Consider the following 19,663-nt stretch of genomic DNA (forward strand, 5'->3'; position numbering starts at 1 on the left):
GTATCGGGGACTGCTCCTGGAATAGTTCCCCACGATGTTCAGCATCCCTAGACTCCCTGCAACGGGGGTAATTCGGGGGACAACTAGTGGGGCGCGGAGTGCCGGAACTCGTACTGGAATTGAATGGCAGGACCTGGACGCTCGATCCGTCCAGGTCATACACCCTCGGACGTGATCCGCAGGGCGACATGACGATCGACGACGCCAGGGTGTCGTGGCGGCACGCCACGATCAGCTGGAGCGGGCGCAGTTGGTTCATCGAGGACCACGGCAGCACCAACGGCACGTACGTGCACGGTCAGCGGATCCACCAGATGGAGATCGGGCCCGGTTCCACCGTGAACCTGGGCAACGCCACCGACGGGCCCCGGCTGAGCCTCAGCGGCGCCGATGTGTACAGCGGGCAGGCCGCCGCGGGTGCCCAGGCCCCCGCCCAGCCGCCGCACCAGGCCCCGCAGCAGCCGTACCAGGCCCCGCAGCAGGGAGGACCGGGCGGTCAGCAGCCGCCCGCCCAGCAGCAGGCCTGGCAGCAGACGCCTCAGGCCCAGCCGCAGCAGCCGCATGTGCCGCAGCAGGGCATGGCGCCGGCGCCCCACAGCGGCGGCCCCGGCGGCGCGGCGGGGGCGCCGCCGATGTACGGCGACCGGAGCCCGACCACGTTCCACCAGCTGGCCCTCGGCCGGGTGATGCGGATCGGCCGTGCGCTGGAGAACGAGCTGGTCGTCTCCGACCTGCAGGTCTCACGCCACCACGCCGAGTTCCACGCGACACCCGACGGCCGTTTCGAGATCCGCGACCTCGGGTCCCACAACGGCACGTACGTCAACGGTCAGCCGCTCTCGAAGTCCGGCTCCGCGCTCATCGGCCCGAACGACATCGTCGGCGTCGGTCACTCGACCTTCCGGCTCGTCGGCGACCGGCTCGAGGAGTTCGTCGACACCGGTGAGGTCTCCTTCGCCGCCCGCCACCTCACCGTGACGGTCGACGGCGGCAAGCAGATCCTCAAGGACGTCTCGTTCGGCGTCCCGGAGAAGTCGCTGATCGGCGTCATCGGCCCGTCCGGCTCCGGAAAGTCCACCCTGCTCAAGGCGCTCACCGGCTACCGGCCCGCCAACCAGGGTGACGTCCTCTACGACAACCGGAACCTGTACAAGCAGTTCGCCGAGCTGCGCCAGCGTATCGGTCTGGTCCCGCAGGACGACATCCTGCACAAGGAACTCACCGTCACCCGGGCCCTCAAGTACGCCGCCAAGCTCCGCTTCCCCGCGGACACCACGGAGGCGGAGCGCCAGGCCCGGATCCACGAGGTCCTCGCCGAGCTCAAGCTCGACATCCACAAGGACAAGAAGGTCACCTCGCTCTCCGGCGGTCAGCGCAAGCGCGTCTCCGTGGCCCTGGAGCTGCTGACCAAGCCCTCGCTGATCTTCCTGGACGAGCCGACCTCCGGCCTCGACCCGGGCATGGACCGCGATGTCATGCAGCTGCTGCGCGGCCTGGCCGACGACGGCCGTACCGTCCTGGTCGTCACGCACTCGGTCGCCGAGCTGGCCATCTGCGACAAGCTCCTGGTGATGGCCCCGGGCGGTTCCGTCGCCTACTTCGGTCCGCCGGAGGAAGCGCTCAACTTCTTCGGCTACAGCACCTGGGCCGACGTCTTCTCGGCGTTCGAGAACTACCGCGACTACGACTGGGCGGGCCGCTGGCGCGGTTCGCAGCACTACCAGATGTACGCAGCCGACATCGACGCCGTCGCCGCGCAGCCCGTGCACATGCCGCCGCACCAGCAGATGCGCCCGCCGAAGCCGCAGGGCTGGATGACGCAGCTGTGGACGCTGATGCGCCGCTACGTCTCGGTGATCGCGTCCGACAAGGGCTTCATGGGTCTGATGGTGATCCTGCCCGCGGTGCTCGGCATCGTCAGCGTGGTCATCCCGGCGGACTTCGGCCTTGCCCCGCCGAAGCCGCCGTCCCGGTTCAACGGCGACGCCGGAACGATCATGCTGATCCTGGTGATCGGAATGACCTTCTCCGCCGCGGCCAACTCCGTACGAGAACTGATCAAGGAACGCGTCATCTACGAACGGGAACGGGCCACCGGCCTCTCCCGCTCGGCCTACCTGATGTCCAAGGTGATCGTGCTCGGCGTGATCACGGCCATCCAGGGCGTCATCATCTGCGGCATCGGCTTCGCCACCCGCGATCTGCCCGCGGAGGGCCTGATCATGCCGCCGGCCATCGAGCTCTGCGTGACGATCATCGCGCTCGGCTTCACCTCGATGATGTTCGGCCTGGTGATCTCCTCGCTGGTGAAGACCTCCGAGAAGACCATGCCGCTGCTGGTCATGTTCGCGATCGTCCAGGTCGTCTTCACCGGCATCCTCTTCCAGGTGTACGGATCGCCGGGCCTGGAGCAGTTCGCCTGGCTGATGCCGTCGCGCTGGGCCATCGCCGGCGCGGGGTCCACACTCGACCTCGCGCACCTGATGCCGCCGTGGGACCAGAAGAACCCCACGGACCTGGACCCGCTGTGGGAGCACACGGCCGGCCAGTGGGGCATGAACATCTCGGTGCTGCTGATCCTCGGGATCATCTGCGGATTCGCGGTCGCACGGCTGCTGCGCCGCCACGAGCCCGAGGTCATGCGCAAGTAGCAGGACGGCCCCTGCGCACCGCACGACTGCGCACAGCACGCACGCCGAAGGGCGGCACCCCGCGGGGTGCCGCCCTTCGGCGTGGTCCGGAACCGCTCAGTACGCGCTGTTGACGTTGTCGATCGAGCCGTACTTGTCGGCGGCGTAGTTGGCCGCGGCGGTGAGGTTGGCGACCGGGTCGTACTGCGTGTGGGGAGTACCGCTGACGTGGTAGGCGTCGAACGTCGGCTTGATGATCTGGAGCAGACCGATCGACGGGACACCGTTGACCGCGTTGACATCCCAGTCGTTGATGGCGTTCGGGTTGCCACTGGACTCACGGATGATGTTGCGGTGCAGCCCGTCGTAGGTGCCCGGGATGCCCTTGTCCTTCATGATGGCCAGGGATTCCTTGATCCAGCCGTCGAGGTTGTTCGCGTACACGTGGGTACGGGACTCGGAGCGGCTGGCGGCGTGCGAGCTGCGCTTCTCGGCGGCCTTCTTGGCCTTCCACTTCGCGGCGGCCTTCGCCTTCGCCTTCTTGGCGTCGGCCTTGGCGACGGCGTCGACCTTCGCCTGCACGGCGGCGGCCTTCTTGGCCCGCGCGGTGTCGGCGGCCTTGACCAGCTGCTCGGCGGTGGAGTGCTGCTCGATGATGCTGGCCTGGATGGTCTTGGCCTGCGGGGCCGATGCGGCGGATCCGAAGACGACGGGGGCGGCGGAGAGTGCCTGAGGCTCGGTCTTGGCCTCGGCGTTACCGGGTACCAGGGACAAGGAGAGGGCAGCGGCGGCGACGGCGGAGATGCCGACGACGGAGAGCTTCTGGGTCTTGTTCAGGTTACGGAGACGGCCGGGAATGCTGGACGCGGACATACAGGCGTACCTCTTCGAATCGCGGAAGGTCCTCACGGAGGACGAAGACGGGAGACGTTTTCGCATCTCCGTCGGGGACGATTGCAATTGTTAGCGGTGGAAAAACGCCGTGGCAAAGGTGTGACGTACGAAGCCAGGTAGTGGAACAGGACGGCGTTGGCCGTTACCGATCCCTGCCCATGACCACCCAAATCGCCCTTTTCGTTCCACTAGGTGGCTTCGTAAGTGACGTGGGTCCTATGCATGGCCTCACATCGGGCGGGTAACAAACTCACCGTCCGTTGCTTCAGCAATGCGGAATGTGAAGCTCCAGTACGGTGCGGTGCCGCGGAGGGCCCTGCGGGGGCGCCCCCAGGACCCGCGGAGGAGCGGCTCGGCGCCTGGTCCTAGTCCCTCCGCCCTGGTCAGGGGCCGTCCACAGGCGGATACGGGGCGGGCGGGCCGCCGGTACCGTGAGGCCATGAGCCATCGCCCACCGTCGGGCCTCGCAGCGGTGAGTGCCGCGCTGCTCGCCATGAGCCGGCACCTCGAAATGCGGGACGTCCTGAAGACGATCGTCGCGTCGGCCCGCGAACTGCTGGACGCCGAGTACGCGGCCCTCGGGGTCCCCGACGACCACGGCGGCTTCGCCCAGTTCGTCGTCGACGGCGTCAGCGACGAGCAGTGGAAGGCCATCGGCCCGCTTCCGCGGCAGCACGGCATCCTCGCCGCGATGCTCCATGAGGCGAAGCCCGAGCGCCTGGCCGACGTGCGCAAGGACCCCCGCTTCGAGGGCTGGCCCGACGCACACCCCGACATGTCCGACTTCCTCGGGCTGCCGATCAGGGACGGCGACGACATCATCGGCGCCCTCTTCCTCGCCAACAAGCGCTGCCCGAAGCCCGCGGGCGGCTGCGGATTCACCGCGGAGGACGAGGAACTGCTGGCGATCCTCGCCCAGCACGCGGCGATCGCCCTCACCAACGCCCGGCTCTACGAGCGCAGCCGCGAACTCACCATCGCCGAGGAACGCTCCCGGCTCGCCCACGAGCTGCACGACGCGGTCAGCCAGAAACTCTTCTCCCTGCGGCTCACCGCCCAGGCGGCCGCCGCCCTGGTCGACCGCGACCCGGCCCGCGCCAAGGGCGAGCTCCAGCAGGTCGCCGCCCTGGCGGCTGAGGCCGTCGACGAGCTGCGCGCCGCCGTCGTCGAACTGCGCCCCGCCGCGCTCGACGAGGACGGCCTCATCGCCACGCTCCGTACCCAGATCCAGGTCCTGGACCGTGCCCACACGGCCCGGGTCACCTTCGCGAGCGCGGGTGTACGGGCCCTGCCCGCCGCCCAGGAGGAAGCGCTGCTCCGGGTCTCCCAGGAGGCCCTGCACAACGCCCTGCGCCACTCGGGGGCCGGCCACGTCGACGTCACCCTCACCCGCCGTGACGGCGACACGGTGCTGCGGGTCACGGACGACGGCTGCGGCTTCGAACCGGCGGCCACCCGTCAGGCGGGGCGGCATCTGGGCCTGGTCTCGATGCGGGACCGGGCGAGCGGTGTCGGCGGCAGGCTCACCGTTGAATCGGCGCCCGGCAAGGGCACCACGATCGAGATGGAGGTGCCCGGTGGCTGACAAGCTCATCAGGGTGCTGCTGGTCGACGACCACCAGGTGGTCCGCCGCGGTCTGCGTACGTTCCTGGAGATCCAGGACGACATAGAGGTCGTCGGCGAGGCCTCCGACGGCGCCGAAGGCGTGGCCAGGACGGAGGAGCTGCGTCCCGACGTGGTGCTGATGGACATCAAGATGCCGGGCACCGACGGCATCGAGGCCCTGCGCAGGCTTCGCGAGCTGGAGAACCCGGCCAAGGTACTGATCGTCACCAGTTTCACCGAGCAGCGCACCGTCGTCCCCGCCCTGCGCGCCGGTGCCTCCGGCTACGTGTACAAGGACGTCGACCCCGACGCACTGGCCGGTGCCATCCGCTCGGTGCACGCGGGCCATGTCCTGCTCCAGCCGGAAGTGGCCGGTGCGCTGCTCGCCCAGGACGACCCCGGTACGGGGACGGGCCGGGGGAGCACCCTCACCGAACGGGAGCGGGAGGTCCTGGGCCTGATCGCCGACGGCCGGTCGAACCGGGAGATCGCACGGGCGCTGGTGCTCTCCGAGAAGACCGTCAAGACGCACGTCTCGAACATCCTGATGAAGCTGGACCTATCGGACCGTACCCAGGCGGCCCTCTGGGCCGTCCGGCACGGGGCGGCGGGCTGAACAGGAGACCGAAACAGAGCGTCATCCTTCGGGCACGGATTTCACACTCCCGTGTGTACGTCACCCGAACGGCGCATCCTCTTTCGGTCCGGGGCGTTCTTCATGGCGTGCTGCGGCGGCTGGCCGCAGCGACGCTAGGAGGATCCTGAAGTGAAGAACCTGAAGAAGGCTGCTGCCGTCACCATGATCGCCGGTGGCATCATCGCCGCCGGTGCCGGCGCGGCCTCCGCCACCGGTCACAGCGGTGCCGGCGCCCACGGTGTCGCGGCCCACTCCCCGGGTGTGGCCAGCGGCAACCTCGTCCAGGTCCCGGTCCACGTCCCGGTGAACGTGGTCGGCAACACCGTCAACGTGATCGGCCTGCTCAACCCGGCGTTCGGCAACTTCGGCCTGAACGGCTGACGCCCCGCACCCACGGCGATGCCGCCGGCCGGGCCTCCAGGGAACCGGCCCGGCGGCATCCTGCCGTCCGGCCCTCGCGCGCGCCCCGAACCGCCCGGACCTCAAGGGCAACGGGTGGCCCGCTCCGGAACCGACCGCTGCGCTATCGCGCCCGCTCCGGTACCGCACCGCCCGCGCTACCGCGCCCGCTCCTCCACATACGCGTTGTACGCGGCCACCTGCGCCCGCCGGGCCACCCGCTCCACCGGCCGCAGCGCCTCCCCCCGCGCCGCCATCTCCGACGCGCTCACCGCACCGCCGTGTCCGTTCTCCTGCGCCACCGAGACCAGCAGCCCGACCCGCTGCGCCAGCTCCAGCACCCGGACCGCCCGCGGCGGATACCCCGGGGCGAGCACCTCGCGCCCCCGCTCCGCCCGCGCCCGGTACGCGTCCACCGCCGCCTCGGCCACCGGCCCCGACCCCGCCACGTCGAGCCGTGACAGCAGCGCCGTCGCATCCCGCAACGCCTCGGCGAGCTCCCGCTCCGCCTCGCCCAGCGAAGGCACATCCGCGGGCGGCGCCTCGCGCACCGCCAGGCACTGCCACACCACATCGACGTGGAGATCCCCGGCGGGCCCCGCCTCCCGCACCTCGGGCACCAGCCCGTACGGCGCCCCGTAGGTGACCACGGCCTCCTCCGCCTCCAGCGCCCGGGCGTTGAACTCCGCCGGGCCGCTGAGGCCCAGCGGGTGCCCGGGAACCGGCAGCGCGACCCGGAAGCCCGTCACCCCCAGCCCCCGCAGCCGCCCCAGCGCGAGCGTGAGACCGACCGGTCCCGCCTCACCCGGCAGCCCCTCGACGCGGTGCACCGCGTCCTCTCCGACAATGGCGAGCGCCGCGTCGTCCGGCGAAACGAGTCCGGCCAGCAACGCGTTGCCCCAAGCGGCCAGCAGCCCTGAGCGTGGTTCCGAAAGCATGGCAACAGCCTAGGGAACGGACCCGGGCCCTGTCCCCACCCCCACGGGACCCGCCCCACGGCCCCACGGGGACGGTGCCACAACCGCTCGACGACGGGCCCAGCGCCTGAAGCGCTCACGCAGTGGCGTAGGTTTTCCCTGGGAGCTGTGCCCACAGGCACGCGACGATCTCGAGACTGCATGGGGAGACAACGCGCTCATGAGCGATGTACTGGAGCTGGTGGACGTATCCGTGGTCCGCGACGGACGCGCTCTGGTGGACGACGTCTCCTGGTCGGTCAAGGAGGGGGAGCGCTGGGTCATCCTCGGCCCGAACGGCGCCGGCAAGACCACCCTCCTCAACATCGCGTCCAGCTACCTCTTCCCGACCAAGGGCACCGCCACGGTCCTCGGCGAGCAGCTCGGCGGTGTCGGCACCGACGTCTTCGACCTGCGCCCCCGCATCGGCATCGCGGGCGTCGCCATGGCCGAGAAGCTGCCCAGGCGCCAGACGGTCCTGCAGACGGTGCTCACCGCCGCCTACGGCATGACCGCCACCTGGAACGAGAACTACGACAAGGTCGACGAGGACCGTGCCCGCGCCTTCCTCGACCGGCTCGGCATGACCGAGTACCTCGACCGGAAGTTCGGCACCCTCTCCGAGGGCGAGCGCAAGCGCACCCTGATCGCCCGCGCCATGATGACCGACCCCGAACTGCTGCTCCTCGACGAGCCGGCCGCCGGTCTCGACCTCGGCGGCCGTGAGGACCTCGTCCGCCGGCTCGGCCGGCTGGCCCGCGACCCGTACGCGCCCTCCATGATCATGGTGACCCACCACGTCGAGGAGATCGCCCCCGGCTTCACCCACGTCCTGATGATCCGCCAGGGCAAGGTGCTCGCCGCCGGCCCCATGGAGACCGAGCTCAGCTCCCGCAATCTCTCCCTCTGCTTCGGTCTGCCGCTCGTCGTCGAGCACCAGGGCGACCGCTACACCGCCCGCGGACTGCCGCTCGGCTGAGGGGCGTTGCCCGGATCGCAGCCCTACCCGACCGGTCGCGCACTGTCCGCGGAGGTACTCACGGTCATACGATGACCACGTGGACATCGACGCGTGGGTGTGGTGGCTGATCGGCGCGGTGGGACTGGGCATCCCCCTGGTCCTGACCGCGATGCCCGAGTTCGGCATGTTCGCCGTCGGGGCGATCGCCGCGGCGGTCGTCGCGGCGCTGGGCGGCGGAATCGTGGCCCAGGTCCTGGTCTTCGTCATCGTCTCGGTGGCACTGATCGCCGTGGTCCGCCCGATCGCCAACAGGCATCGCGCGGACCGGCCCCGGCTCGCCACCGGCATCGACGCGCTGAAAGGCCGTCAGGCCGTCGTCCTGGAACGGGTCGACGGCAGTGGTGGCCGCATCAAGCTGGCCGGGGAGATCTGGTCCGCCCGCGCCCTCGACGCCGAGCTCAGCTTCGAACCGGGCCAACAGGTCGATGTCGTCGACATCGACGGGGCGACCGCCGTCGTCATGTGACCGAACAGCCCCCACAGCAGCGCCCGTTCTGCGAGACTCGATGTCGATCATCATGGAAGCCGGACCGGCAGGACAACCGACCTGACCCACGGCCCATACGATCTCGACCTCGCTCATCGCGATCCGTCGGCAACCGAAGGGCACGAGGAAACGATGCAACCGATCATCATCGTCCTGATCATTCTGGTGGTGCTCGTCTTCATCGCTCTGATCAAGACGATCCAGGTCATCCCCCAGGCCAGCGCCGCCATCGTGGAACGTTTCGGCCGGTACACCCGCACCCTCAACGCAGGCCTGAACATCGTCGTCCCGTTCATCGACTCGATCCGCAACCGGATCGACCTCCGCGAACAGGTCGTGCCCTTCCCGCCGCAGCCGGTGATCACCCAGGACAACCTGGTGGTCAACATCGACACCGTCATCTACTACCAGGTGACCGACGCCAGGGCCGCGACGTACGAGGTCGCCAGCTACATCCAGGCCATCGAGCAGCTCACCGTCACCACGCTCCGCAACATCATCGGCGGCATGGACCTGGAGCGGACTCTGACCTCCCGCGAGGAGATCAACGCCGCGCTGCGCGGAGTCCTCGACGAGGCCACCGGCAAGTGGGGCATCCGCGTCAACCGCGTCGAGCTGAAGGCGATCGAGCCGCCCACCTCCATCCAGGACTCGATGGAGAAGCAGATGCGCGCCGACCGCGACAAGCGCGCCGCGATCCTCCAGGCCGAAGGCACGCGCCAGTCGGCGATCCTCACCGCGGAGGGTGAGAAGCAGTCCGCGATCCTGCGCGCCGAGGGTGAGGCCAAGGCGGCCGCCCTGCGCGCGGAGGGCGAGGCCCAGGCCGTCCGTACGGTCTTCGAGGCGATCCACGCCGGGGACCCGGACCAGAAGCTCCTCTCGTACCAGTACCTCCAGATGCTCCCGAAGATCGCCGAGGGCGACGCCAACAAGCTCTGGATCGTGCCCAGCGAGATCGGCGACGCCCTCAAGGGCCTCAGCGGCGCCTTCGGGAACCTCGGCACCGGCATGCCCGGCTTCAACACGGGCAACACCGGCAAGGAGCGCCGCGAGGAACCCCCGGTCGACTGACGTGTACACCCCCTCGGGCATGATCGGTGCACCAAACACTGATCATGCACGGGGGATTCGGAATGACCATCTGGGAGATGCTCGCTGTTTTCGGCGCGGGCATCAGCGCGGGCACGATCAACACGATCGTCGGATCGGGAACGCTGATCACCTTCCCGGTCCTGCTCGCCACGGGCCTGCCCCCGGTCACCGCGACGGTCTCCAACGCACTCGGTCTGATCCCCGGCTCCATCAGCGGCGCGATCGGCTACCGCAAGGAACTCGAAGGACAGCGCCGACGCGTCCTGAAGCTCTCCGCAGGCGCCCTGATCGGCGGCCTCACCGGCGCCACCCTGCTGCTGGCGCTGCCCTCCACGGCCTTCGAGACCATCGTCCCGGTCCTCGTCGCCCTGGCCCTCGTCCTGGTCATCCTGCAACCACGCATCAGCAAAGCGGTCCAGCGCCGGCGCGAACACACCGGCACCACCGCCCGCCCCGACGGCGGCCCACTGCTCTTCATCGGCCTGATGCTGGCCAGCGTCTACGGCGGCTACTTCACCGCCGCCCAGGGGATCATCTACCTCTCCCTGATGGGCATGCTGCTCGACGACACCATGCAGCGCCTCAACGCCGTGAAGAACGTCCTGGCCGCCGTCGTCAACAGCATCGCCGCGCTCTTCTTCCTCTTCGTCGCGGACTTCGACTGGACGGCCGTCGCGCTGATCGCCGTCGGCTCCGCGCTCGGCGGCCAGATCGGCGCCAAGATCGGCCGCCGGCTCAGCCCCACGTTCCTGCGCGGCCTCATCGTCACGGTCGGTACGGTCGCCATCGTCCAGCTGGTGCTCCGCTGACACGCGGAGCCCACCCCCTCCAGGAAGCGGGCTCCGCTACATCACCGGGCGTACGGCGGCTACGCCGCGGACTGCGCCAGCCACTCGGGCAGCGCCGACCTGTCACCGGCCCCCAGCGCCAGCAGCATCGCGTCCGCGGGCGACGGCACGAACGGCTGCCTCAGCAGCGGCATCCCCGCCTCCTGAGGCGTACGCGCGGCCTTGCGGTGGTTGTCCTCGGCGCACGAGGCCACCGTGTTGAGCCAGGTGTCCTGGCCTCCCTGCGCCCGCGGCACCACGTGGTCGACGGTGCTCGCCCGCCGCCCGCAGTACGCGCACCGGTGCTGGTCCCGGATCAGCACACCCCTTCTGGACCACGGTGCCTGTCTTCGGAACGGCACCCGTACGTACCGGCAGAGCCTGATCACGCGGGGCACCGGAATGTCCACGGCGGCACCACGCATACGGAGATCGGGGTGCGACTGCTCGACGACGGCCTTGTCCTGAAGGATCAGCACCACCGCACGGTTCAGCGTCACCGTCGACAGCGGCTCGAAGCTCGCGTTCAGCACCAGTGTGTCCCGCATTTCGCCCACCTCCCGTGTGCCGCCCGCCCCCTGGCAGGCCCGGATCAACTCTGGCCGGGCCGGCCGTGATGGACAACGCAATAAAAAATGCCCTGCCCTGATCTCTCCAAGACCAGGGCAGGGCAAACAGGGGTGGAACCTTTGGCTTCACTCGCTCGCGGCGGGCTCCGCGTACTCACCGATCAGCTGGGCACGGCCCAGCGTGTGGAACCGCAGGTTGAAACCGACCGCCGCGGGAGAGGTGTCGCTGTCGGGGCCGAGCTTCTCGCTGTCCACCGCATACACGGTGAAGACATAGCGGTGGTTCTCACCGGCCGGCGGGGCGGCGCCGCCGAACTCCTTCGACCCGTAGTCGTTGCGGGCCTGCACGGCACCTGCGGGCAGCCCTTCGAACTTCCCGCTGCCCGCACCCGCGGGCAACTCCGTGACCGACGCCGGGATGTCGAAGACCACCCAGTGCCAGAACCCGCTGCCCGTCGGGGCGTCCGGGTCGAAGCACGTCACGGCGAAACTCTTCGTCCCCGCCGGGAACCCCTCCCACCGCAGCTGCGGCGAGGTGTTCCCCTTCGCGTGGACCTGTGCGTCCGCAAGCACGGCCCCCGGGGCGAGGTCCTCGCTCACCACGGTGAACGAGGGGACCTCGGGATGGAAGTCATGCGGAAGCGGGGCCCTCTTCGGCTCGGTCACGTCAGCACCTCTCCTGATCGGTTCTGCTCTCGGAAGGCTCGGAAGATCTCCTTCCCTCCGACCCTAGAGCCAGTTGCGCTGCCCGCCGACCTGCGCCAGCCACTGGTTCAGGTACGCCGTCCAGTCGGTCCCCTGGAAGTCGTTGAGACCCACCTTGAACGCACGGTAGGAGTCGCTGCCCTCACTGAAGAGCCCAGGCTTCTTGTCCATCTCCAGAACGACGTCCATCTCGCGGTCGTCCGCGACGAACGTCAGCTCGACCTGGTTCAGTCCCCGGTACTGCGACGGCGGGAAGAACTCGATCTCCTGGTAGAACGGCAGCCGCTGACGGGTGCCCCGGATGTGCCCGCGCTCCATGTCAGCACTGCGGAAGCCGAAGCCCAGCTGCCCGAAGGCGTCCAGGATGGCCTGCTGCGCAGGCAGCGGATGCACATTGATCGGGTCCAGGTCGCCGGAGTCCAGCGCCCGCGCGATCTCCAGCTCGGTGGTCACCCCGATGTTCATGCCGCGCAGGTGCTGGCCCGCGAACATCGTGATCGGCGTCTCCCACGGGATCTCGAGTCCGAACGGCACGACGTGCACCGCACCGGCCCGCACCTCGAACGCGCCGCCGAGGCGCAGCTTGGTGAACTCGATGTCCTGCTTGGTCTCCTGGTCCTGGCCCTCGACCTCGACGCGGGCCTGCAGACCGACGGAGAGCCCCTCGACCTGCTGGTCCACGGACCCGCCCTGGATCCGCACCTCGCCCTGAACAACCCCACCCGGTACGACGTTGAGCTCGGTCAGCTCCGTCTCCACCGAGGCACCGCCGGCACCCATGCTTGCGAGCAGCCGCTTGAAGCCCATGTTTTCTCCTCCTTGGTCCTGACCCCTACATACGCGCCATGACCGTAGTCGGTTCCCGGTAACCTCGAACGTCATGATCGATGGCCAGGACCGTACGCCGCTGACGCGGGACTTCTTCGACCGCCCCGTACTGGAGGTGGCGCCGGATCTTCTGGGCCGCACCCTGGTCCGCAGCACGCCGGACGGCCCGATCGAGGTGCGCCTCACCGAGGTGGAGGCGTACGCGGGAGAGATCGACCCCGGTTCCCACGCCTTCCGCGGCCGGACGCGCCGCAACGGCGTCATGTACGGACCGCCCGGCCACGCGTACGTCTACTTCACCTACGGCATGTCAAGGCAGTCAGCATGAATGTCGATCTCCTCGCCCACCCTGCCGAAGAAGTCGCCCCCAAGCTGCTCGGGAGTGTACTCACCTGCAAGACCCCAGAGGGCACCGTGAGCATCGCCATCACTGAGACCGAGGCGTACTCCGGCGCGGCCGACCCGGCTTCCCACGCCTACCGCGGCCGGACACCCCGTAACGCGGTCATGTTCGGACCCGCAGGCCACCTGTACGTCTACCGGTCCCACGGTCTCCACTGGTGCGCCAACGTCGTCACAGGGACGGATGGCATCGCCTCGGGTGTCCTCATCCGCGCAGGCAGGGTCATCGAGGGGGAAGACCTGGCACGCCAGCGGCGAGGCGAGAGGGTCGAGAGCTCACGTCTGGCCCGAGGCCCGGGGAACTTCTGCCAGGCACTCGGCATCACGGCAGAGCACAACGGCGCAGACCTCCTGACAGGTACCTCGGTCGTGTTGTCCGAGGGTGAGCCAGTACCTGGCGCGCTCATCCAGGTTGGTCCTCGGGTAGGCGTGAGCAAGGCCCACGACTGGCAACACCGGTTCTACCTCGCCGGTGATCCAACGGTCTCGGCGTACCGACTGAGCCCGCGAGCCAAACCGACCACAGGAGCCTGACTCGCTGTGCGCCTTGCTGACGGCCCGCCGGTGAGTCGGTGCGGAGTCGGGTCAGGCGATGCGTGATCGTCCGCGAGCGCGGCCCGTGACGCATACCTGGCCGGTCGAGTGACTGCTGGCGGGGGCCCGCCGGGTCTGATGTCGTACTCCGCTTCTATGCTCCTGCGATGACGTCTTACGAAGGAACGCATCCCACCGTTCTCGTCCGGGTCGGCAACCTCCAGGCCCAGATCGACGAGCAGCTCGCACCAGCTATCCAGGCGATCTGGGAGTGTGGCATCGACACGTTCACCTGTTGCCAGGACCTGGCCGAGAGCAACGCGGACTGGCCGGTGAAGTTGCCGCACATGGCGGAGTGGGTGGAGTCCCGCCGCGGTTGGATGCTTATCGACTTCCCGGTGGACAGCGGACTCGCCTTCCTTTCAGCCGTCGCAAATGCCGGACCGCGAGACGCGTTCTACGTGCGGATGACCCACTGGGCCGCCCCCGACGCCTGGGACGTGAAGATCAAGCCGATGGACGCGGCGATGTTTCAGGGGGACCAGCCGTCGGACTTCGGCCTGCGCCTCCTACAGGTCAGCTTCCCTGCCTACGATCTGCCGGAACTGACCCGGCGCCTCGGCGAACACGCCGCAGGCCGTACGGTGCCGCCTGCCCCCGCCGACTGGAGCACAGTGGGTCGCTAGCTACTGACCGGGGCGCTCTGGAAGCAGGCTCCGGCTGAACAGAGCAGCACCCAACGGGAGGCTCCCTGAACGGGTCCTCCCTATCTCGTATAAAATCCCTCGGCCAGGTCGCCGCCGTCGCTCCCGACCGCACGAGACCGAGTTCAGACCCGAAGGGCTTGAGCGTCCACCTGTGAAGAGATCGCGCCATCCGTGCACGGTCCACCCCCGCAACGAAAGGGAGGTACATGTCCCGCCATCCGGCGGGGGTCACCGGCGCACTCGTGTGCGCCGCACAGGAAGGAGCCACCCCCAGGGGCTATCAGCTTCGGCCATGACCGCCCGTGGGGCGGAGTCTCCCAGCACGAGTACCGGCGCATGGCACAGCACCCGGGACACCCACTCGCCTACCGCGTCCACTTCGCTGCCATCGGGTGGGCAGACCGGCAAGGACACGCAGGCTTCCAGCCCGGCCGGCTGGCCGCCCTATTGGGCAAGGACGGCAAGTCGCTGTCCGACCAGAGCACCCGCAACGCGGTGGCCCGCGCCAAGGAACTCGACCTTGTCTCGCCCCGTTCCGGGGCCGCCTGCCTAGTCCTGCCTTCACATCTGTTCCAGAAGGGCAAGGGTGCGCCAGTCCCCTGCCGCCTCCATCAGGACCGGTGACTACATCTCGGGCGTGTAGTCAGAGCACGTCTGGCGTGTAGCGGCACAGGCTCTGACCTGCGGAAACGTTCGCGTGCTCTCTTATCTATTTGGCTCAGTGCAGTCCGGCCCCTTCGAGCCGACTGAGGAAAGCGGTCAGGCTCAAGGGCAAGGGCAAGGGCAAGGGCAAGGGCAAGGGCAAGGGGAAGCGGCAGGGGGCGGCCTACCGGCCGCCACAGTCTCAAGTGGCCTACGACAGTGCGGCCCCGAGAGGGGCCGACAGGGGCAAGCCAGCAAGACCGCGGGGGCGCTGCCGCGCCCCACTGTCACAGCCGTAAGGCCCTGTTCCTTACATGCTTCCGCCGTCGCTGTCGGCGAAGGGCAAGCCTGTGACCAGGTGATATCCACTCGCCGCCACTATCGGGGATCGTCAGACGGACTTGAAACCGTGGCGGAATCTTGGCTGCTAAGACGTGGCGGTCAGTCAAGACCCCTTCAGGGGGTCAGACCCCCACCCCTCCCGATGCCTCACTCCCGCGCCGCTGACCGTCGACTGTGGCGCAGTGTGACCGAGTAGAGCCGTCTCGAAAACGAAGGTTTGTGAGACGAGATGAGAGCGACCCCGGGAGAGGGCGCAGCCCTGTTCAAAACCCGTCTCGAAACATCCGCCTTGGGCTTGATGTTTTGAGATGAGTTCTGAGACAGTCCGTGTCATGACGACGACCACTGCCACCGGCCAGCTCATCGGATACGCCCGCGTCTCCACCGACGACCAGGAAGGGCAGCTGCAGCACGACGCGCTGACGGGCGCAGGGTGCGCCCGCATCTTCGAGGACAAGGCCAGTGGCAAGAACACCGACCGGCCGCAGCTCACGGCCGTACTGGACTACGCCCGACCCGGCGACGTCCTGTGCGTGTGGAAGCTTGACCGGCTCGGCCGGTCGCTCATCGACCTTGTGTCCATCGTCGATGGACTGCGCGAGCGAGGCATAGGGTTCCGCGTGCTCGACGGTGCGCTCTCCTCCGTCGACACCACATCGGCCGATGGCCGCCTGTTCTTCCAGATCATCGCGGCCATGGCGGAGTTCGAACGGTCGCTCATCAAGGACCGCACGCGGGCCGGGCTGGAAGCGGCCAAGGCGCAGGGCCGTACCGGCGGCCGGCCGTCTGTGGTGGACGAGGATGTACTCACCGTGGCCCGTGCCAGGAAGGCCAAGGGAGAGAGCGTCAGTGCCATCGCCAAGGCCCTCGGAATCTCCCGAGCCACGCTGTACCGACACCTTGGAGAGAGCGCCTGAGACGGGCGCGCATGAGTTCAGACAGGCCCTCGGCTCTATGCCGAAGGCTTATCCTCATCGGCCCGCACCACCATGGCGAACGCCGTGCAGATCCGCCGGAATCCACGATGGTTGCTCATGCCGGTATGGCTCATGCACTCGACGTCGACCGCAGCACTGTCCGTCGAAGACTCCGCCTTCCACTTGCAGTGCAGGCACTCCGCCTCATACGTCACGTCAGTGTCCGGATGCTGCGCGATCCGGTGCGTCACGAACCGCAGAACCGTGCGCGCCATCAGTGCACCCGGTGTTCGTTCCGGAGATGAACCCGCAGGGCCACGTTCACGTCCGACACCTGCGAGTAGTCCCCGACCGATGTGGCGTTCGCACGAGCCACGCCGTACCGAAGGCACTCACGACAACCCGACACGGGGTCGGGCGGTGCAGAGGGAAGGGTCACGTATACCGGCCCGTCCATCGTCGTCTTGGGTGTGCTCATCCGTGCGACCTCCCGACTGTTCGCTTGCCGAAGGATGATCCCCCGGGGTGCGCACGGGATGGTGCTTCAGTCGCGTAGTCGACTGAAGTCATGCACGGCAACCGGCGGACCACTCGGAGAGCCGCGCTCGAAGGTCTTCGCCAAAGAGGGCGTGTTCCTCGTACCCGGCGAACTCCTTCAGGTACGCCTGGACATCTCGGCCGTCGCGGAGTACGAGACTTCCCGCTGTCGTCTCGATGGTGACCAACGCGGCGTCGTAGATGGTGAACGTACTCAGAGGGGTTCGGGGCGTAGGTGTCCCTACGGGGATCACGCCGATCTGAACGTTCGGGAGGTAGGACAGGGACGCCAGCCGGTCCATCTGCTCGGCCAGTGCCAGTGGGGAGACGACCGGCCAGCGAACCGCCTGCTCGGTCAGAACGAACGTGAACCGCTTCGAGGCGTCGTAGAGGACGGCTTGCCGTCCCAGCTTCCCCGCCACTGCCTTGCTCGTGTCGGCTGTCGAGTGGGCCAGGCTCGCCCGTACGTACTCCGGGGTTGCGAGCAGTCCGGTAACCATCGAGAGCAGGAAGTACCGCATCTGCGTGGAGGACGCTTCGAGGGACTTCAGCTCGGCCTGTCTCGTACCGAGCCCCTTGCGCCGAAGTTCTCGGAGGTTCCGCCACTCGGTGTTCGCCATCCTGGCGAGGGCGGAGACCTCGGCGACCAGTCCCGGCGGAGCGTCCAGAGCTCGCAAGATCTGCTCGACGTCGACCAGGGACGGCCGTGTCCGGCCGTTCTCGATGCGAGACACCTTCGACTGGGACATGTTGCAGCGCGCGGCGAGCCGGTCCCCTGAGAGGCCGGCTCGCTTGCGCAAGTCCCGAAGCAGAGAGGCGAGTTCGGTGCCGGACTCGCCAAGCTGCTCAGCTTCGAACGTCACTCCGTCACGCGCTCCGCGTACTCCAGGAAGGGAACAGACTCGGCAACGGCGATGCGCTGCCACTCGATGAACGGCGCAGGGTCACCCTCGTACAGCTCCCGGCTGATCTGCGTGCCGTCGACCTCGTAGTGCATCAGGACGACTGTCGAGCGGTCGAACAGCCAGAAGTCCTCGACATCTGGCAACGGGTTCTCTCGCTCGGTCACGTCAAGGATGCGGATGTCCTCCCCGGCGAGCACGTGCGGGCGTAGTACCGGGAGAACTCGAAGCGCAGGTACTCGGTGAGCGGTCGAGTCAGGACATGTACTCGACCCTTGCTCTTACCCTCGCCGCATAGCCGCTTCAGGTCTTCCGCGTACGCGGACGAGTAGGCGTGCGGGTCGACGCGGTTGCCTGCCCGGAAGGCTTCAAACTCTTCCGCCTCCTGCGGTACCAGGTACTGGGGCAGGGTCTCCAGTCGCCACGCTTCCTTCTGGAAACCCCGGAGCATCGCCCGCCAGTCGTCACCATCCAAGAGCACGAACGGCCCCGAAGAACGCTCTCGGGGATCTCCACGAGCCCTTCCCCCTGCGGGGGAGTGAAGGCGTCGGACACGTCACCCTGAACCACGATGGAGCCGGAAGCGGTGCGGTAGACGTTCGAGCAGTCGTCCTCTCCACACGTGCCGTTGCCGTTGCCAGTGAGCCGAGTCAGTTCTTCGCGTGCCATGCGGAACCCCCTTGACTTGTCGGCCCGGTCGGCCCGGTCGGGCCGCCTGAGACGACCGTACGGGGGCCGATCGCGACGGTCCATGCACAGACGTGACTCATGCACGTTGTTGCATGAACTGGGGAGCGAGAGGTGCGCACAGAGGCTCTGAGGGATGTCCGGCTCCTTCTCGCCGGGTATGACGAAGGGCCCCGCCCGACTCTCGTCAGACAGGGCCCGTCGCCACGTGGCGCCGACAGCCGGCTTGGCCCTCCGTGATCGGATCTCAGGGGTTCCGGAACGTGATCCGGCAGTGCTCGCCCTTGAAGGATCGGACCCCTCGACCGCGCGGCATCAGCTCGACTCGCTCGCAGACCTGAATGACGACGGTCCTCACGTATTCGATGCGGTCGGGGTCCTCGTAGTCCAGTTCCTCCCACAGGTACTCGATGTCGCCGAGGTCGACGCGCACCCGCTGCGATGCCAGGTCTGCCAGCTCAGCCCGGATCTTGGTCAGGTCGGCGTCACACCTGCCGATGCCCGTCCGCAAGGTCGACGCGTCGATGTCCCCTACGGCGAACATCTCCGCCAGGGCGGTGCGCCTCTCGGATGCGGCCGTCTCCTCGGCCAGCAGCTCGGTCTCTCGCTCCTCGTCTGCGGCATCCGTGGCCGGTGCCGCGTTCCACTCCTCGGCCCTGTCGATGACCTTCCTGACCACGAAGGAGTCAAGCGGATCCGCGGGGCAGGTGATGCACCGACCACCCGAACAGGTGTAGATGCGGTACCGCTCGCCTGCCGCGTTCTTCTTGCTCCACCCTTGAGTGACGACGGCCTGACACTTCGAGCAGCGGACCACGCCGGACAGCAGGGCCTTGCGCTTGCCGCCTCCGCCCGTGTTGCGCTCGGGGTCGCTCAGGTGGCGGACCAGGGCCCGGAATATGCCCTCGGAGACGATCGCCTCCCAGTTGCCCGCGCCGGTCTCCTCGGTCCGACGCACGCGCTTCCCGTCCGGCTTCTCTACCCACTGCGAGTACGTCTGGATTCCCGCGTTCCTCGGCTTCAAGAGGACGCTGCGAAGGTTCGAGCTGCGCCATTCCTTGCCGTGCGGCGAGAGCAGTCCACGCGTGTTCCAGTCCTTCGCGATGGACCAGAGGGTGACGCCGGCCAGGACATCCCGGTACGCCTGCCGCAGGGCTTCCGCCTCTGCTTCCCGGTGCCTGCCGTCCCGTTCGAAGCCGAAGGGGCGAGTACTCCAGAAGGGCCTCCCCGACTCCCTGCGCCGCTGGTGTCCGAGCACCTGACGCTCTACTCGCATCTCGGTCTCGTTGCGAGCCACCACAGCGCCGATGCGAGCAGCGAGACGGCCGGACGGAGTGGACAG

Annotated in this window: 20 protein-coding genes and 3 pseudogenes (1 of these 23 running past the window's edge); 13 read left to right on the forward strand and 10 right to left on the reverse strand. The window is 68.3% G+C overall.

Annotation, left to right across the window (positions count from 1 at the left end):
• The first annotated feature begins 86 nt into the window (after positions 1 to 86).
• Complete coding sequence (locus OG912_RS28210; protein WP_327711794.1) at positions 87 to 2,651, forward strand: ABC transporter ATP-binding protein/permease; 2,565 nt, start codon at positions 87 to 89, stop codon at positions 2,649 to 2,651.
• Positions 2,652 to 2,747: 96 nt separating this feature from the next.
• Here OG912_RS28210 and OG912_RS28215 read toward each other — a convergent pair whose 3' ends face one another.
• Positions 2,748 to 3,503, reverse strand: coding sequence for a transglycosylase SLT domain-containing protein (locus OG912_RS28215; RefSeq protein WP_327711795.1), 756 nt, complete (start codon positions 3,501 to 3,503; stop codon positions 2,748 to 2,750).
• 460 nt (positions 3,504 to 3,963) lie between these two features.
• Here OG912_RS28215 and OG912_RS28220 point away from each other — a divergent pair, with 460 nt between their 5' ends.
• The 3 genes from OG912_RS28220 to OG912_RS28230 all read left to right on the forward strand — a co-directional run bounded on the left by OG912_RS28220 (position 3,964) and on the right by OG912_RS28230 (position 6,148).
• Positions 3,964 to 5,109 carry a GAF domain-containing sensor histidine kinase gene (locus tag OG912_RS28220; RefSeq protein ID WP_327711796.1) on the forward strand — a complete coding sequence of 382 codons (1,146 nt, stop codon included), beginning with the start codon at positions 3,964 to 3,966 and terminating at the stop codon, positions 5,107 to 5,109.
• Positions 5,102 to 5,746 (forward strand): response regulator transcription factor, encoded by a 645-nt coding sequence (locus OG912_RS28225; protein WP_326735419.1) that lies wholly within the window; start codon positions 5,102 to 5,104, stop codon positions 5,744 to 5,746. Before OG912_RS28220 ends, OG912_RS28225 begins: the two co-directional genes overlap by 8 nt.
• 150 nt (positions 5,747 to 5,896) lie before the next feature.
• The gene (locus OG912_RS28230) at positions 5,897 to 6,148 is read left to right on the forward strand and encodes a chaplin family protein (RefSeq protein ID WP_219572718.1); all 252 of its coding nucleotides are present in this window, start codon (positions 5,897 to 5,899) and stop codon (positions 6,146 to 6,148) included.
• A gap of 176 nt (positions 6,149 to 6,324) precedes the next feature.
• On the opposite strand, the gene OG912_RS28235 is transcribed toward OG912_RS28230, so the two are convergent.
• A complete protein-coding gene (locus OG912_RS28235; RefSeq protein WP_326735418.1) occupies positions 6,325 to 7,104 on the reverse strand; it encodes a hypothetical protein in 780 nt (259 codons plus the stop codon).
• Between the two features lie 199 nt (positions 7,105 to 7,303).
• Here OG912_RS28235 and OG912_RS28240 point away from each other — a divergent pair, with 199 nt between their 5' ends.
• The 4 genes from OG912_RS28240 (at position 7,304) to OG912_RS28255 (ending at position 10,531) form a co-directional block, all read left to right on the forward strand.
• Complete coding sequence (locus tag OG912_RS28240) at positions 7,304 to 8,101, forward strand: ABC transporter ATP-binding protein (RefSeq protein ID WP_148016018.1); 798 nt, start codon at positions 7,304 to 7,306, stop codon at positions 8,099 to 8,101.
• A gap of 79 nt (positions 8,102 to 8,180) precedes the next feature.
• Positions 8,181 to 8,609: an NfeD family protein gene (locus tag OG912_RS28245; RefSeq protein ID WP_326735417.1), complete on the forward strand. Its 429-nt coding sequence runs from the start codon at positions 8,181 to 8,183 to the stop codon at positions 8,607 to 8,609.
• Between the two features lie 153 nt (positions 8,610 to 8,762).
• Positions 8,763 to 9,701, forward strand: a complete 939-nt coding sequence (locus OG912_RS28250; protein WP_327711797.1) for an SPFH domain-containing protein — start codon at positions 8,763 to 8,765, stop codon at positions 9,699 to 9,701.
• 62 nt (positions 9,702 to 9,763) lie between these two features.
• Positions 9,764 to 10,531: a sulfite exporter TauE/SafE family protein gene (locus OG912_RS28255; protein WP_327711798.1), complete on the forward strand. Its 768-nt coding sequence runs from the start codon at positions 9,764 to 9,766 to the stop codon at positions 10,529 to 10,531.
• Between the two features lie 59 nt (positions 10,532 to 10,590).
• Here OG912_RS28255 and OG912_RS28260 read toward each other — a convergent pair whose 3' ends face one another.
• From OG912_RS28260 to OG912_RS28270, 3 genes are all read right to left on the reverse strand, one after another.
• A complete protein-coding gene (locus tag OG912_RS28260; RefSeq protein ID WP_327711799.1) occupies positions 10,591 to 11,097 on the reverse strand; it encodes an HNH endonuclease in 507 nt (168 codons plus the stop codon).
• A gap of 147 nt (positions 11,098 to 11,244) precedes the next feature.
• Positions 11,245 to 11,784, reverse strand: a complete 540-nt coding sequence (locus OG912_RS28265; RefSeq protein ID WP_327711800.1) for a YbhB/YbcL family Raf kinase inhibitor-like protein — start codon at positions 11,782 to 11,784, stop codon at positions 11,245 to 11,247.
• A 63-nt stretch (positions 11,785 to 11,847) separates the two neighbouring features.
• Positions 11,848 to 12,630, reverse strand: a complete 783-nt coding sequence (locus OG912_RS28270; RefSeq protein ID WP_326735412.1) for a sporulation protein — start codon at positions 12,628 to 12,630, stop codon at positions 11,848 to 11,850.
• A 73-nt stretch (positions 12,631 to 12,703) separates the two neighbouring features.
• On the opposite strand from OG912_RS28270, the pseudogene OG912_RS28275 reads away from it, so the two are divergent.
• From OG912_RS28275 to OG912_RS28295, 5 genes and pseudogenes are all read left to right on the forward strand, one after another.
• Positions 12,704 to 12,961 (forward strand): annotated as a pseudogene (locus OG912_RS28275) (DNA-3-methyladenine glycosylase); the annotation flags it as partial.
• A gap of 14 nt (positions 12,962 to 12,975) precedes the next feature.
• A complete protein-coding gene (locus OG912_RS28280) occupies positions 12,976 to 13,587 on the forward strand; it encodes a DNA-3-methyladenine glycosylase (RefSeq protein WP_327711801.1) in 612 nt (203 codons plus the stop codon).
• 167 nt (positions 13,588 to 13,754) lie between these two features.
• Positions 13,755 to 14,273 (forward strand): hypothetical protein, encoded by a 519-nt coding sequence (locus OG912_RS28285; protein ID WP_121711534.1) that lies wholly within the window; start codon positions 13,755 to 13,757, stop codon positions 14,271 to 14,273.
• A gap of 357 nt (positions 14,274 to 14,630) precedes the next feature.
• On the forward strand, positions 14,631 to 14,918 hold the full coding sequence (locus OG912_RS28290) for a hypothetical protein (RefSeq protein WP_327711802.1): 288 nt from the start codon (positions 14,631 to 14,633) through the stop codon (positions 14,916 to 14,918).
• A gap of 692 nt (positions 14,919 to 15,610) precedes the next feature.
• Positions 15,611 to 16,195 (forward strand): recombinase family protein, encoded by a 585-nt coding sequence (locus OG912_RS28295; protein ID WP_327711803.1) that lies wholly within the window; start codon positions 15,611 to 15,613, stop codon positions 16,193 to 16,195.
• A 35-nt stretch (positions 16,196 to 16,230) separates the two neighbouring features.
• Here OG912_RS28295 and OG912_RS28300 read toward each other — a convergent pair whose 3' ends face one another.
• The 5 genes and pseudogenes from OG912_RS28300 to OG912_RS28320 form a co-directional block, all read right to left on the reverse strand.
• Positions 16,231 to 16,470, reverse strand: a complete 240-nt coding sequence (locus OG912_RS28300) for a DUF7848 domain-containing protein (protein ID WP_327711804.1) — start codon at positions 16,468 to 16,470, stop codon at positions 16,231 to 16,233.
• Positions 16,471 to 16,761: 291 nt separating this feature from the next.
• Positions 16,762 to 17,595: a helix-turn-helix domain-containing protein gene (locus OG912_RS28305; protein WP_327711805.1), complete on the reverse strand. Its 834-nt coding sequence runs from the start codon at positions 17,593 to 17,595 to the stop codon at positions 16,762 to 16,764.
• Positions 17,592 to 18,115, reverse strand: a pseudogene (locus OG912_RS28310) (DUF6879 family protein). Before OG912_RS28310 ends, OG912_RS28305 begins: the two are co-directional and overlap by 4 nt.
• A pseudogene (locus OG912_RS28315) lies at positions 18,099 to 18,303 on the reverse strand (hypothetical protein). Before OG912_RS28315 ends, OG912_RS28310 begins: the two co-directional pseudogenes overlap by 17 nt.
• A 265-nt stretch (positions 18,304 to 18,568) precedes the next feature.
• Positions 18,569 to 19,663, reverse strand: partial view of a recombinase family protein gene (locus OG912_RS28320; RefSeq protein ID WP_327711806.1) — the 3' portion only. 354 nt of this gene lie beyond the right edge of the window; the window shows 1,095 of its 1,449 coding nt (coding positions 355–1,449); its start codon lies beyond the right edge, outside the window; its stop codon occupies positions 18,569 to 18,571.

The sequence above is a fragment of the Streptomyces sp. NBC_00464 genome (genome assembly GCF_036013915.1).
Lineage (GTDB): Bacteria > Actinomycetota > Actinomycetes > Streptomycetales > Streptomycetaceae > Streptomyces.